General features: G+C 46.6%; 12 protein-coding genes and 1 riboswitch. Of the genes, 6 read left to right on the top strand and 6 right to left on the bottom strand.

Annotated features, from left to right (window positions below; translation table 11 throughout):
- The first annotated feature begins 146 nt into the window (after nucleotides 1-146).
- Both BK126_RS28175 and BK126_RS28170 read left to right on the top strand, forming a co-directional pair.
- Nucleotides 147-440, top strand: coding sequence for a hypothetical protein (locus tag BK126_RS28175; RefSeq protein WP_076315743.1), 294 nt, complete (start codon nucleotides 147-149; stop codon nucleotides 438-440).
- A gap of 241 nt (nucleotides 441-681) precedes the next feature.
- On the top strand, nucleotides 682-978 hold the full coding sequence (locus BK126_RS28170; protein WP_047914350.1) for a 4a-hydroxytetrahydrobiopterin dehydratase: 297 nt from the start codon (nucleotides 682-684) through the stop codon (nucleotides 976-978).
- Between the two features lie 93 nt (nucleotides 979-1071).
- Here BK126_RS28170 and BK126_RS28165 read toward each other — a convergent pair whose 3' ends face one another.
- The 5 genes from BK126_RS28165 to BK126_RS28145 all read right to left on the bottom strand — a co-directional run bounded on the left by BK126_RS28165 (nucleotide 1072) and on the right by BK126_RS28145 (nucleotide 5909).
- Entirely contained in the window at nucleotides 1072-1434 is a 363-nt protein-coding gene (locus BK126_RS28165) for a c-type cytochrome (RefSeq protein WP_047914349.1), read from the bottom strand.
- Nucleotides 1435-1547: 113 nt separating this feature from the next.
- Nucleotides 1548-2045 carry a GNAT family N-acetyltransferase gene (locus BK126_RS28160; protein WP_076315755.1) on the bottom strand — a complete coding sequence of 166 codons (498 nt, stop codon included), beginning with the start codon at nucleotides 2043-2045 and terminating at the stop codon, nucleotides 1548-1550.
- 125 nt (nucleotides 2046-2170) lie between these two features.
- Complete coding sequence (locus tag BK126_RS28155; RefSeq protein ID WP_076315742.1) at nucleotides 2171-2638, bottom strand: C40 family peptidase; 468 nt, start codon at nucleotides 2636-2638, stop codon at nucleotides 2171-2173.
- Between the two features lie 6 nt (nucleotides 2639-2644).
- Nucleotides 2645-2786: riboswitch (cyclic di-AMP (ydaO/yuaA leader) on the bottom strand.
- Nucleotides 2787-3092: 306 nt separating this feature from the next.
- Complete coding sequence (locus BK126_RS28150) at nucleotides 3093-3914, bottom strand: hypothetical protein (RefSeq protein WP_076315741.1); 822 nt, start codon at nucleotides 3912-3914, stop codon at nucleotides 3093-3095.
- A gap of 12 nt (nucleotides 3915-3926) precedes the next feature.
- Nucleotides 3927-5909, bottom strand: a complete 1983-nt coding sequence (locus BK126_RS28145; protein WP_076315740.1) for a M1 family metallopeptidase — start codon at nucleotides 5907-5909, stop codon at nucleotides 3927-3929.
- A gap of 103 nt (nucleotides 5910-6012) precedes the next feature.
- On the opposite strand from BK126_RS28145, the gene BK126_RS28140 reads away from it, so the two are divergent.
- A complete protein-coding gene (locus tag BK126_RS28140; RefSeq protein ID WP_076315739.1) occupies nucleotides 6013-6519 on the top strand; it encodes a YwhD family protein in 507 nt (168 codons plus the stop codon).
- Between the two features lie 128 nt (nucleotides 6520-6647).
- On the opposite strand, the gene BK126_RS28135 is transcribed toward BK126_RS28140, so the two are convergent.
- Entirely contained in the window at nucleotides 6648-8705 is a 2058-nt protein-coding gene (locus BK126_RS28135; RefSeq protein ID WP_445321907.1) for a transglycosylase domain-containing protein, read from the bottom strand.
- Between the two features lie 151 nt (nucleotides 8706-8856).
- Between BK126_RS28135 and BK126_RS28130 the strand changes: the two genes are divergently transcribed.
- The 3 genes from BK126_RS28130 to BK126_RS28120 are packed head-to-tail and all read left to right on the top strand — an operon-like array spanning nucleotide 8857 to nucleotide 13590.
- Nucleotides 8857-11772, top strand: coding sequence for a Na+/H+ antiporter subunit A (locus BK126_RS28130; RefSeq protein ID WP_076315738.1), 2916 nt, complete (start codon nucleotides 8857-8859; stop codon nucleotides 11770-11772).
- A gap of 2 nt (nucleotides 11773-11774) precedes the next feature.
- Nucleotides 11775-12113, top strand: coding sequence for a Na(+)/H(+) antiporter subunit C (locus tag BK126_RS28125; RefSeq protein WP_047914341.1), 339 nt, complete (start codon nucleotides 11775-11777; stop codon nucleotides 12111-12113).
- Nucleotides 12106-13590, top strand: a complete 1485-nt coding sequence (locus tag BK126_RS28120) for a Na+/H+ antiporter subunit D (protein WP_076315737.1) — start codon at nucleotides 12106-12108, stop codon at nucleotides 13588-13590. Before BK126_RS28125 ends, BK126_RS28120 begins: the two co-directional genes overlap by 8 nt.

The following is a 13590-nucleotide window of genomic DNA, read 5'->3' as shown; positions in this document are numbered from 1 at the left end:
ATACACCTCATCCATGAGATTTAATCTGAATCCTTTCAAGATATCCCTTTGATTTATAATATTTATCGACACGTTATTCATTTTTGTGAAGGGTTAATTTTCCGGTATAATAGAAACACGATACTAAAAATGGAGTGAACACACATATGGGCGTAAAACATGGACGTGAGTATAGCGACATATTAGAAGATTTGATAAAGGCTATTGCAAAAATTCCGGATCGATATACTTTCTTCGAGATGGAAGAAGAGGACTGGGAGCGGCTTGGAGCCGCAGACCGACGCGAGGTGGATGAAGCGCTTGCAGAAGATTTGTTCTACGCGCTGGGAAGCGAATCCATGATCACGGTTGGAAGTGGAGTCGTGATTCACGATAAGGAAAATCATCGTCTGAATATATTGATAGGAGAGGATGAACTGGACTTCGTAACCCTGATTTAGGGCTATTGGGGCGCTGGAATTAGGATCGCTTACATGATAAGATGGAACACGATAAGCCGTTTACCAGATAGCAAACGGTTCCTTATTGTAAGATATCAGTAAATATAGAGATAGAATTGCACCTAAGCTTGCTGATATGCTTAGCATTCTTTTACTGCATTTATTGCAGTGCCTGTATTTACGTGAGGCACCGGGTCTGCTGAATGTAAGTACGTCTTATCAAGGAGGTTAGATTGAAGCGATGGTCTTTACACAAGAGGAAGTAGAAGCTCATCTAGATAAACTTGAGGGCTGGGAATACGAAGAGGGGCGCTGGATTGTCCGTAAATTCACGTTTACCAGCTTCATGAAGGGGATTGCCTTTGTTGATGAAGTCGGATTAATATCCGAAGCATTCAATCATCACCCTTTTATCACCATCGATCATAAAGTGGTCACACTGCGGCTCACTTCATGGGATGATGGAGGAATAACAGCGATCGATATTAAAGAAGCACAACAATATAATGAAGCTTACGATAGAATGATGCAAAATTAAGCTGCAATGGAATTAACAAAACACGCCTGTAGGAGTGCGTTCTGATGACAGATACAAACTCTTGCAGGCGTGTTTTATTTAAGTTATATGATTCTACTTCTTCTCGGCCAGCCACAAAGCAAGGTTCGCAATCTCTTCTTCTGTGAGTTGACCTTCAAACGCCGGCATCCCGCCGCTTGTGCCTTCACTAATAATCTGGTACAGCTTATTGGCATCATGTTCTGCACCAATGGTTTGCAGTGACGGTCCCATACCGCCTTCCAGTTGGTTACCGTGACAAGTAATACAGCTTGCCTTCGCCTTCTCCTCAGCAGCCGCAGCGTCTAGCGTTACCTCGGGCATTGCCGGAGGCTGTTCCTCTTCAGCCACATGTTCTCTTCCTGGAACCGTAAACATTAACACGAGGGCAAAAGCGCAAGCGAAGAAAAATAACCCACTCATGATCCATTTCTTCATTCGTTGTGTCCTCCTACTATGTACAATCCTTCATTTATTATAAAGGATCATGAACCTGCTTCATAGTATTTTATGGTAAATATTTAAACAAAAGTTAGGAGAGACAATCATGTCTATTTGAGCTTTACTCCGGTATACACCATACAGAAGAACAACTTGGGGCCCTCTGGAGTAAGACGCTCATAGGTATCATGAATGGTAAATCCCGCTTTTTCATAAGTGCGGATCGCTCTTTTATTCCAGGTGAGAACTTCAAGATCAATCTCATTCTGCGGCTGCCGGGAAGCAGCCTCCTGTACAATGGTGCTTACAAAGGGAGCCCCTAACCCCTGCCCACACAGGTCAGGTCTCAAGCCTAGACCAAGCCGGGTCACACCGGCTAGAGGAAATAATTGTGCGAAGCCATATAGCTCACCAGTATCATTTACAATGGATAAATACTGTGTATCTCGGAGCTTAGGGTCGCCGAATTCAATCTCAAGTGCCTTCATCTGCTCCCAGGGCAGCCAGCCGTATATGTTATAAGGAGGTTCGTACTGCCAAGTGCAGATCTCAGCTGCATGCTCTTCACTCATAGGAAGGGCATGAAAGGTCGTTCCTTTCTGCGTCATGTCATCGTCTCCTTTGCCATCCCTCATCCAATAGTCATCCTTAATATAATATAAAAAGCCCGAAGATGGATTACTATTTAGTAATCTAATCTTCGAGCTATAGGGTCGTTCCAGCACAATGTTGCTTAATCTAATGCAGCAGTTTCGTATTCTTCCGTACTCATGATACGTTTTGCACCAATGTAACGTTTCTCATAGTAGCTCTCGTCCAGCTTGCTGATAATAACTCCCTTGGAGGAGGAAGCATGTGCAAATTTACCGTCACCTACGAAGATGCCGACATGGGATACACCATTTCCGCTTGTGTTAAAAAATACAAGGTCGCCAGGTCTCATCTCAGAACGGGATACAGACTTGCCCATTTTGTATTGAGAACCAGATTGATGAGGCAGATCGATGCCGAGTTTATCAAATACATACATGGTAAAACCAGAGCAATCAAATCCGTTTAAAGTCGTACCGCCATATTTATATTCGGTTCCCTTAGCGTTATCAATGACCTTGTCCATTTTGGAATCGGCGAATGCACTTCCTGTTCCGATGGAGAATGCAATAGCAAGACTCAGTGCTGCAGCAGTTAGTGACTTTTTCAAGAAAAAATAATCCCCTTCCAATGCCTGCGAGGTTAGCTTAAGGATTCGGTAGAAGGTTCCCCTATGATCACTTACGTTGCGAGATCAATTCACCCATAAAAGTGGTTCCCCCGCTTCCCAGATGCCAGGAATTTGGCTGTTCTAATGATGTGCACCTGTGAAAGTCGCTCACTCTTGTAAGACTATGTACTTAGTTAGTTGGTAAAAGTTACAACAATTATTACAAAGTTGTTACTAGAAGTTCTGGGCCTATTGTAACAGAGATTGTGTAAATTTGGCAATCGTTTTTTAGATAAAATATTACAAAAAACAAGCCTCACTCTAGGAAAAGAGCGAGACTTGTGAACTTTTTTGACGTTAAGCAGTCGGACTTAATTTCTGCTATGAAAGCGTTGTATTCGCGCTGGAGTGCGGTTTGGACAAGAGAGGTAGGATATTAATTGAGACAATAAATTCAGGCATCTTCGCTATTGGATCGCCAAATACTGAATTGAGAACTAATCTTCCATACATTGATGAGTGATCGAACGAGATGATAAGACTGCTGAAGAATCAGGGCTAAAAGTCCTGTCCATATGAGAGATACGGCCGTGAAAGCACTGAACAGCAGAATGGCAAGTGTGCTAAGTGTCAGGGCAACTCCAGTGACAGGAAGTGCATGACGGAGGCAGATCCATACAGCACCAAGGCCGCTTCGATTGCCTGTCAGTCCAAACTGGACATATAGGAGCAGCTGCTTGATGATGTAGGCATAAACGATCCATAAGATGACGTAAGGAGCCGCCTGCAGAAGAAGATTCTGATTGTAGACTGCATTCATGAGAATGGGGAGCACCTTTGGAAGGATCCAGTAGGCAGGCAGCAGCAGCAATATGATCTCAATGAGATAGAGTAACGATGTCTTTTTCCAGTGCTTAAGTGTCCCTCGAAAAAAGGAGAAGCCTTTGGTGCTTGACTCTTCATGAAGGCTGTGGAACAGACCCGCCCGAATCAGTGGAGTAATGAGCATCCTTAAAATGAACATGAGGACAAGCAGCCATACATATTCATGGACTGTGGAGCTGGTGCTCAAGCTGATCTGCCCCTCTAACCAGAACAAGATCTGGCTGAGCTCATGAGGAGGGGGATCTGGATAGCGCATAAGCAAGGGGATGACCGCAGAGGACACGACTTTGTACAGAAGAACACCCCATAGCAGCTGGTACAGAAACAAGAAGATAACGATTAGAAAATGACGCTTCACTAACTTAAAACCTTCGGAGAGATAAGATTTCATCCACTATACACCTCACCATGACAGACTTCCGAGCAAGAGCTCCAACACTTTGGTAATACTGATATTAAACCGGGTCTCCAAAACTTCATCTCCTTCAGCTTTTAAGTAGTTGTTCATATGCTTGTTCTCAAGTGTGATGGAGTACTCAGGATCAACCATTGCCCAATCCAGCGGAGATTTGTAAGTCAGGTTGTAGATGATTTCTCCACCTTTACCGTCCCATACCTTGCGAATCATATGCCCGTCTGCAAAAGTAAATACGATAGGAATTTCTGAGTAATCGCCTGCATTCTTCGCCACTCTGATCGAGGAAATATAGCTTGGCTCCTCGGATGTCCCCTGTTCCTTGATGGCGATGGAATCTACGGAGAAATCAGCCATTTGGCTGCCATAAATATATTGGTCAAAATAGGTGTCCCACGATCTGCGGGTAACCTGCTCTACAACCTTTTGGAATTGAGCAGTCGTCGGATGCTTGAACCGATACTTGGCTGCATAGGTAGCCATAATCTGATCCATCTTCTTGGTACCAACCTGCTGTTCTATACCCAGGAGGACGAGTTTGCCTCTTGTGTATACATTCTCTGCATAGTGATTATGAGAGTCATACTTCCAGGCTTCCTGTGTAAGTGGAGCAGGCGAGCTCATCGATGCAGATTGCAGCGGCAGATTGGGAGTTAGACCATATTCCTGTTCCATTAGGCGATCTTCTGCATAGGAGGTGAATGCTTCATCCAGCCAAGCTTCTTCAAATTCATTGCTCGCGATCATGCCATAGAAATATTGATGGCCAATCTCGTGAATGACGGTTCTCTCGAGCTCATAACCAGGAGAGGTGTCATCCGCGCCAAAGGCAGTAATCAGTGTCGGATATTCCATTCCTCCCGCGCCATTCGCTTCTATAGGAGGAACAACGATGGACAGGGTAGAGTAAGGGTACCTTCCGTACCAGTCGCTGTAATTAGAAAGTGCAGATTTGGCTGCGTAAAAATAGCGATCCTTCAGATCCGCATGAGCCGGATCAAGATACAGCTTAATGCGTACTCCCGGAACATTTGGTGAGGAGAATGGCTCCTCAGCTACGATAAAGTTCGGTGAAGCCGCCCAGGCAAAATCATGAACATCATCAGCATAGAACTGGTAAATCCTCTGGCCATCCTGCTTCGTGTATGGCTTGGTCGGGAATCCGGTTGCAGCGACGATATAATCCTCAGGGACTTTTATCCGTACACTATAAATGCCGAAGTCGGAATAGAATTCTGAGTTCCCATGATATTGGTGAAGGTTCCATCCCTCGGTTGTCCGATTACGTCTGCCAGCAGGCTCGTAGACACTTATTTTAGGAAACCACTGACCTGCCATGACAAATTCATCGGCTGTACCCATCCGGGCAAAAATTTTAGGCAGCTCGACTTCAAAGGCTATGTTCAATGTAATGCTTTCGCCCCCTTTGACAGGCTTGGGCAGACGAACCTTCACAAGACTGCGGTCGTTCATATTGCCATCGTCCGGCTGGACATACTGAATGCGATGCAATAGCGACAATCCTTCTGTCGTTTTGATCTCGGTAAGCTTCATGGAGCCATAGCCGTCCTTCGGCATAACATCACCTCGAAGCTTTCCGCCGGACTCCTTCATAAAGGTTGTCTGATCAGAGGAGAAAGCATTGGGATATAGATGAAAATATAATTCATTTACGGTTTTGGTTCCCGGATGTGTCCAAGTCATGATGGAGGTGCCTTTTAAGGTGTTCTCTTCGGTCAGCTGCACGTCAATGTGATATTCGACAATGCGGTCGCTCAGCACTTCAGCTCGAGGAGTTTGAACGCTTTCCTGTACCGGTGCAGGTGCTGGATTAGCCCCAGGCTTGGCCGTATTTGGTGCGAGAGCAGGTAGAGCATCCGGGGAGCCGCTTAGACTGAGCAGCAGTGTGCCGCCAAGGACACAGACAGCAATAATAGAAGATAGAATAACTTTCGCGCGAACTGGGGTCATACATTATATACCTCCCGTTGACAAGCATCTAAGGCATGTATATGTTTGCAACGGGACAAATATTAGTTAAAATATTGGTATCAACTTTTGGAGGCCATAATCAATGGAACAAAACGGTCAAAGCGGCAAGAAACAAATTGCCTTGAATATTGTAAGCAGTAAGAGCAAGCATAAAGGATTTGGTGCAGGATCCATTGATCTGAACAACTTATCTCCTGTCATTATTGATGCTGGAGAGGCGAAGATTGATATTGGCGCCATGCATGCGAAGAGCAAAGTGGAGCGGGGGATTAAATTCTCTGCGGATAAGGCAGATGTGCCGAACGGCCGCCAGGTGTGGCTCGTATGGGTGGCAGTGGACCGTACTCCGGAAGGGCAGCTGTATGCAGGCGCCACTGCATGCGAAATGTGGATTGATACGGAAGCGAGAAGGGGCTGGAAGATTCTCGCCGATCATGTGAACAAGATGGATTATGCAATGAAGCGCCGGATCATGCTGGATGGGCTGGGAGCAGAAGAGAAAGCAGCATTGAAGAAGCTGCTTATAGCTCATAATGAGGACTGGTGGAATGCTTCTCCAGAAGAATTGAAGCAAGCGCTGGAAAGCTGATAATATTGTTCAAATCTAAAAGAACCGCAGGGCTGAAGTTCATCAGCTCTGCGGTTCTTTGCTGTTTAATCGTGCCGTTGCCCGGGCACGGAGTCACCAAGCACGTACGTAAAACCCAGGTTTCAGGCTTATTTGGTCCACCAATTCTTAAAGTGATCCCACCAAGTATCATCTCGTTCTCTCTCAATATCCTGCTCCGTCGAGTCTTGTTCCGGCTCAGCATAATGCTCGGTACAATATTCGGCCGGCTCTGTGCCGCGAAGGAATACTTCGAGCCTGCGATTCTCACAATAATTGCCGGCAAGCTTGCCAGTTGTCGGATCGACATAAACACTGGTCACGCCTTCAGGCACAGGAAATACTTTTGGAGGCACATTCTCAAGCGCCTTCTCTGTGTATTCGGCGAAGATCGGAGCAGCCCTGCGGCTCTCCGTTGTTGTAATCTCTTTTCCTTCATCGTAGCCAACCCACACAGCGGTCGCGAGTTCCGGTGTATATCCCACCATCCAGGCATCGGAGCTCGTGGTGCCTGTCTTGCCCGCGATAGGCCTTGCAAGCTTGCCCGCAACCCGGTGAGCTGTACCTCCCGTATCAAATACGCTCTCCAGCAGATTGGTTATTACATACGCTGAGGCCGGGTCAACGACCTGTTCGGGTGCCTGCTCCGGAACTTTATACACGATGCGATCAGCCGCATCCGTAATCTTAAGCACGGCAATCGGGGCATTTCGCTGTCCTTCATTGGCAAGCACACTGTATGCTGAGGCCATTTCAAACACGCTCACAGGGGAGGTGCCGAGGGCAAGCGAAGGCACTCCGCTGAGCGAGCTGGTTATCCCTAATTTGTGGGCCATGGCAATAACCGGCTCATATCCGATTTGCATCAGTGTAGTGACTGCATAAATATTATCCGAAACGGCAATCGCCTTGCGCATATCAATCCAGCCAAGATATTTCTCGCCAAAATTGCTGGGCTCATAGGTCTTTCGGTCATTATCGTAATGGAATACCGTCGGTTTGCTCTCGAATAGAGAAACACTGGTGAGCTGTTTGGATTCAATGGCCGTTAGATACATGATCGGCTTGAAGGAGGAGGCCGGCTGGCGATTACTGGCCAGTGCATGATTATACTGACTCGTCAGATAATTGGTGCCGCCCACCATTGCTTTTACATATCCATCGCGCGGGTCAATGGAGACCAGGCCGACTTGAAGCTGACTCTTCGGATCCATTATGCGGGCCACTGTGTCTTCAGCAGCTTGTTGCATCCGCATATCAATGGTCGAGTAAATATTAAGTCCTCCGTGATCCAGACGTGAAGAATCAATGCCCAGCTCATTAACGACCACATTACGGATATAATCACGGAAATACGGAGCCTCTTCATTTGTTTTCCGTTCACTTTGCGGCTTGATATCCAGCATTTCATTGTATGCGGTGTCAGCCTCACTCTGTGTAATATCACCTGTATCGACCATAGCGCTGAGAACAATCTTCTGCCGATCCTTTGCTTTCTTCATATTATTGTACGGCGAGTAGTAAGTAGGACCCTTGGGGACACCGGCGAGAAGTGAGCTCTCCGCAAGCGTAAGATCTGCCGCCGACTTGCCGAAATAGAGCTGAGATGCCGCTTCAATTCCATAGGCTCCGTGACCATAGTAGATTTCGTTCAGATACATTTGTAGAATTTCGTCTTTTGTAAAATTCATTTCAAGCTGGGCTGTATAGACCGCCTCTTTTATTTTTCGTGACCATGTCTTCTCATGGGTTAAATACAGATTTCTGGCAAGCTGCTGTGTCAATGTACTTGCACCTTGTGCCATGCTCATTTCCTTGATGTTTACGAGAATAGCTCGTCCCACGCCTACAATATCAAAGCCATAATGCTCATAAAATTTGCGGTCCTCGACGGCAATGGTAGCCTCTTTTAATTCAGGGGCAATCTGATCCAGCTTCACAGGAGTCGAATCCTTCCCACTGGAGGAAAATGTAGCGATGACCTCACCGTTGATATCAAACAGCCTTGAATTTCGGTCATTATCTGCGAGAGGGAGGCTCGTAGCATATAGATAGATGACAAGCACTGTAGTTAGCACAATGCCCGTGAGCGCCAGAATGCCTAGTACTTTCAGAACCTTCATGGTGCGGCTTGTTTTCTTTTTCGTGGATTCTTCAGTTTGTGACAAATGGAGCCCTCCCTTCATTCCAAAAATAACCTTATGTACCAGTATGGGACTAGGTCCTATTCATTATTCATCGCAATCAAAGATTCTGTGCATAGCAGATACGGGTAAAGGTTAACATAAACTCTAATTCGTGCTACTAGGGGGTGTACTTGTGTATCTGCTTCATATTTCTATTCTTCTTCCCATTGCAGCAGGGATTGGGATTGCATTTATGAAAGGTTTGTCACACCGTTTCCACCTGGGATGGGCGGTTTTGTTCGTACCGCTGATTCTGTTTGCCTATTTTCTGAGCCTCATTCCTGATGTGAGGAACTACGCTGTATTCTATGAATCCATTCCGTGGATTCCATCGCTTGGCATTTATTTTACAATTTACTTAGACGGATTAAGCCTACTAATCTCGCTGCTGATTACAGGGATAGGCACTCTGGTAGTTCTATACTCTGTTTACTATATGGAACGTGGTCAGGCATTGCATCAGTTCTACTTGTATCTGCTCCTGTTTATGGGAGCGATGCTTGGCGTTGTACTCTCAGACAACATGATGGTGCTATACGGCTTTTGGGAGCTGACGAGTATCGCTTCTTTCCTGTTGATTGCTTTTCATCATAGTAAGGTAGAGTCGATCCGCGGTGCACAAAAGTCATTTCTTGTCACGGTCTTTGGCGGATTCGCGATGCTGACAGGGTTCATCATGTTGTATTTGATCAGCGGCTCATACAGCATAAGAGAAACGATCGAGTCTATCTCTAATATAGACGATCATTCGCTGTTCATCCCTGCGCTTATTCTCATTCTGATCGGGGCCTTTACCAAATCCGCACAGTTCCCGTTTCATATCTGGCTGCCCGATGCGATGGAAGCACCGACGCCAGTAAGTGCCTATTTGCATTCAGCCACAATGGTCAAAGCCGGCATTTATATTGTAGCCCGTTATACACCGGTCTTTGGTGGTGAAGCTGTATGGTTCTGGCTTGTCTCGCTTGTAGGGATTATAACGATGGCTTACGGCTCACTTATTGCGATTAAGAAGACGGATCTCAAAGCCATTTTGGCGTATTCAACTATATCTCAGCTTGGGCTCATCATGTCACTGTTTGGGTTAGGCTCGGCTGCACTTTATTTTGGATATGGGTCGGAATCCTTATTATATACAACAGCAACAACGGCAGGCATATTACATTTGTTTAATCATGCGCTGTTCAAGGGCTCACTATTTATGATGGCAGGGATTGTAGATCACGAGACAGGCACACGGGATATTAGAAAGCTTGGCGGACTTATATCCGTCATGCCGATAACCTTCTCGATTGCTCTCATTGGCACGTTCTCCATGGCAGGTCTGCCGCCATTCAACGGATTCATTAGTAAGGAGATGTTCTTCAAGGCGACGCTTGAAATTACGGAACTGGGCATATTCAATCTCGAAGCCTGGGGAATGCTATTTCCCATCTTGGCCTGGATTGCCAGTGTAATGACTTTTATTTATTCCATGGTTATCGTATTTCGGACATTTCTTGGAACGAACAAGACTGAAATTCCTGTACATAAGCTTCATGAAGCACCTATAGGAATGTTAATTCCACCATCTATTCTGGCGCTGATGGTACTGGTCACAGGAGTATATCCGGATCTGTTATCTGGCGGGCTGATTGAGCCGGCGATGGCCTCGGTTCTGTCTCCCCTTCTAGCTGAAGGAGAACGTTTCGATGTGCATCTGTATCTATGGCATGGAATCACACCCGAGCTGTGGATGACCTTAGGCGTTGTTGTTCTCGGTGGAGTCATCTACAAATTCCTGCCCAGATGGAAGACTCAATATGAGGATTACATCCCCAGATATACCATCAACCGTTTTTATTCAACGGCATTTAGAGGGCTGCACCGGTTTGCGAAGCGATGGACTCAGACCTACATGAATGGATCGCTGCGCAACTATTTAATTTACATCTTCGGCTTTATGCTGATCCTGATCTTCTATGCATTCTGGCGTGCCAGCGATATACAGTGGGATTTCAGCGGCTATGAATCGTTCATGGCTTATGAAAATATTTTGCTCGCGGGCTTAATTATTACGGCATTGTGCATTCCATTAGCCAAACACAGATTGTCTGCTGTCATCCTAACAGGGGCTGTGGGTTATCTTGTTACCTTGTTCTTTGTGCTCTTCAGAGCGCCAGATTTGGCCTTGACTCAAATGGTGGTTGAAACGGTATCGGTCGCACTTTTCCTGCTCTGCTTCTATCACCTTCCCGAGCTGACGCCCAAATCAAGCAGGAAATATCAGGCTTTGAACCTGGTTATTGCTATCGGGGTAGGTGTCATGGTTACCTTGATTGCTCTGGCAGCAAGCGGAACACCTCAGCTCGCTTCCGTTTCCGAGTTCTTTACAAGGGAGAGCTATAACCTGGCAGGGGGCAAGAACATTGTCAACGTGCTTCTGGTTGACTTCCGTGGTTTTGATACGCTGCTTGAAATTATGGTGCTTGGTGTTGCTGCCCTGGCGATCTATTCGATGATCAATCTCAATTTGACGGGCAGAGATCTTGGCTCGAAGCATCAAGCTTTGCCGAAGAAGGAAGAGGAGGATCAAGCAAAGGATAAGAGTCGAATGGTCAAGCCGGATAATTGGAACACCGTTCCTTTGCGAAGTAACGATGTCTTCTTACAGATGAGTACAAAGATCATTGTGTTTATTATCTTAATCTTTGCTCTGTATCTCTTCTTCGCCGGACATCATCAGCCGGGTGGCGGATTTATCAGCGGTCTCGTAACCTCTGCCTCACTCGTACTTATGGCGATCGCGTTCAATACAGATACGCTGCGCAGAATACTTCCGGTCGACTACCGTTATGTCATTGCATGGGGCCTTCTTATATCACTAGCAACCGCTGCGGGATCTTTCCTGTTTGGGGTTCCGTTTATGAGCCAGACATTTGGTTATTTCAATATTCCGATACTGGGCGAGGTTGAACTGACGACCGCCCTCATCTTTGAAGCAGGCGTGTTCATGGCCGTGGTTGGTGTCACGATGACCATCATTTTGCAAATTGGGGAGGATCGATGACGATGGAAATTATAATGAGTGTTACCGTGGGCATTCTATTTGCCGTAGGTGTGTACCTGATACTGTCTCGAAGCTTGCTGCGGCTTGTGCTGGGGATATCCATCTTGTCACACGGAGTGCATCTATTGCTTATGACAATGGCTCGTCTGAAGACAGGTGCACCTCCGCTGCTGGGAGAGAACGCCGAGCAATATGTGGACCCTCTTCCACAAGCACTGATCCTGACTTCGATTGTCATTAACTTTGGACTGCTGTCCTTCTTCTTCGTGCTTGCCTATCGTTCGTATCTCAAACTGAAGACCGACGATATGGAGGAAGTAAGGGGGCCGAAATATGAATAACCTTGTTGTTCTGCCGATCTTCATCCCTGTTCTCACAGGGATTCTTCTTATTCTGTTTATGAAGTCGGTCAGAATACAGCGCTGGATCAGCGGAATTGGTACTGTCATTGCTCTTGGCATAGCGATCCTGTTGTTCGCACAAGTATCCGTTTCAGGCCTCCAGCTGCTCAATATGGGAGGATGGGCAGCACCATATGGCATCGTGTTTGTAGCGGATACTCTTGCGTCTCTGCTTGTACTCGTAGCCTCCATTATTGCGGTGGCTTGTATCTTCTATGCATTTAGAAGTCTCACAGAAGAGAGAGAGAAATACCACTTTTACGTGTTCTTTCAATTTCTGATGGCTGGCGTCAACGGCTCCTTCCTAACCGGAGATCTGTTCAATCTATTCGTTTGCTTTGAGCTGATGCTGATTTCTTCTTATGCACTGCTGGTGCTGGGGAATACGGAAAGACAGCTGATGGAGTCGTTAAAATATGTGCTGATCAATATGGTATCCTCCTCCTTCTTTGTTGTTGGCATAGGTTACCTGTATTCCGTTGTAGGAACCGTCAACCTGGCTCACTTATCGGTGAGGGTGGCTGAGGTAGGGCAGGATGGTATTCTGGGAGTCATCTCGGTCCTATTCCTGCTTATCTTCAGCATCAAAGCCGGGCTGTTCTTGTTCTTCTGGCTATCCGGTTCTTATGCTGCTCCGCCGGCCATCGTAACCGCACTGTTTGCCGGTCTTCTGACGAAGGTGGGTTTATACGCCATTGTGCGGATGTTCACACTTGTGTTCTATCACGATCCAGAGTTTACTCGTCAGATCATTGGCTGGATGGCAGGCGCTACCATGATACTAGGGGTAATCGGTGCTATTGCCTATAAGAACGTAAATAAGATTTTGGTGTACAACGTTGTGGCAGGGGTAGGCTTTGTGGCCTTTGGGATGGCAGCAGATAACAAGCTCGCGCTTGAAGGGCTTATGTTCTATCTATTGCACGACATGATTATCAAAACACTCTTGTTCCTGCTAGGCGGAGCATTAATTGCCGCTGCCGGGACCGCAAGTCTTAACAATATGGGCGGGCTCATCCGCAGCTACCCGCTGCTCGGCTGGATGTTCTTCGTAGCTGCACTTGCTCTGGCAGGTGTTCCTCCGCTAAGCGGATTCCCGGGTAAGCTGATGCTTTTTGAAGGGGGCATTGCCGCGGGGCTGTACGGGCTGACCACAATTGCGGTAATTGCCAGCTTCCTGATGCTGTACTCGCTTCTGCGAATCTTCATTTATGCTTTCTGGGGAAAGGGGCAGACCATCCATTCGGATGAAGCTCATTACTCCATTAACCGGATGCTCATTCCGGCAGGGGGGCTGTTTGTTATTGTGATCGGTATGGGGCTGTTTGCAGAGGTGCTGTATCCTTCCTTTTCGACGGCGGCACATGTACTGATTGATCCCAGCCTGTATGTCAATAAGGTATTAAAGGGGTGGTGA

Origin of the sequence: Paenibacillus sp. FSL H7-0326 (genome assembly GCF_001955535.1) — a bacterium.
In the GTDB taxonomy this organism is placed as follows: domain Bacteria; phylum Bacillota; class Bacilli; order Paenibacillales; family Paenibacillaceae; genus Paenibacillus; species Paenibacillus shunpengii.
The sequence above is the reverse complement of the archived record's forward strand: the minus strand, read 5'-3'. Positions and strand labels throughout refer to the sequence as shown.

Bases quoted from the DNA above. Each gene is read 5' to 3' on its own strand.
- BK126_RS28175 (WP_076315743.1), top strand. From the start codon at position 147: ATGGGCGTAAAACATGGACGTGAGTATAGCGACATATTAGAAGATTTG.
- BK126_RS28170 (WP_047914350.1), top strand. From the start codon at position 682: ATGGTCTTTACACAAGAGGAAGTAGAAGCTCATCTAGATAAACTTGAG.
- BK126_RS28165 (WP_047914349.1), bottom strand. From the start codon at position 1,434: ATGAAGAAATGGATCATGAGTGGGTTATTTTTCTTCGCTTGCGCTTTT.
- BK126_RS28160 (WP_076315755.1), bottom strand. From the start codon at position 2,045: ATGACGCAGAAAGGAACGACCTTTCATGCCCTTCCTATGAGTGAAGAG.
- BK126_RS28150 (WP_076315741.1), bottom strand. From the start codon at position 3,914: ATGAAATCTTATCTCTCCGAAGGTTTTAAGTTAGTGAAGCGTCATTTT.
- BK126_RS28145 (WP_076315740.1), bottom strand. From the start codon at position 5,909: ATGACCCCAGTTCGCGCGAAAGTTATTCTATCTTCTATTATTGCTGTC.
- BK126_RS28140 (WP_076315739.1), top strand. From the start codon at position 6,013: ATGGAACAAAACGGTCAAAGCGGCAAGAAACAAATTGCCTTGAATATT.
- BK126_RS28125 (WP_047914341.1), top strand. From the start codon at position 11,775: ATGGAAATTATAATGAGTGTTACCGTGGGCATTCTATTTGCCGTAGGT.
- BK126_RS28120 (WP_076315737.1), top strand. From the start codon at position 12,106: ATGAATAACCTTGTTGTTCTGCCGATCTTCATCCCTGTTCTCACAGGG.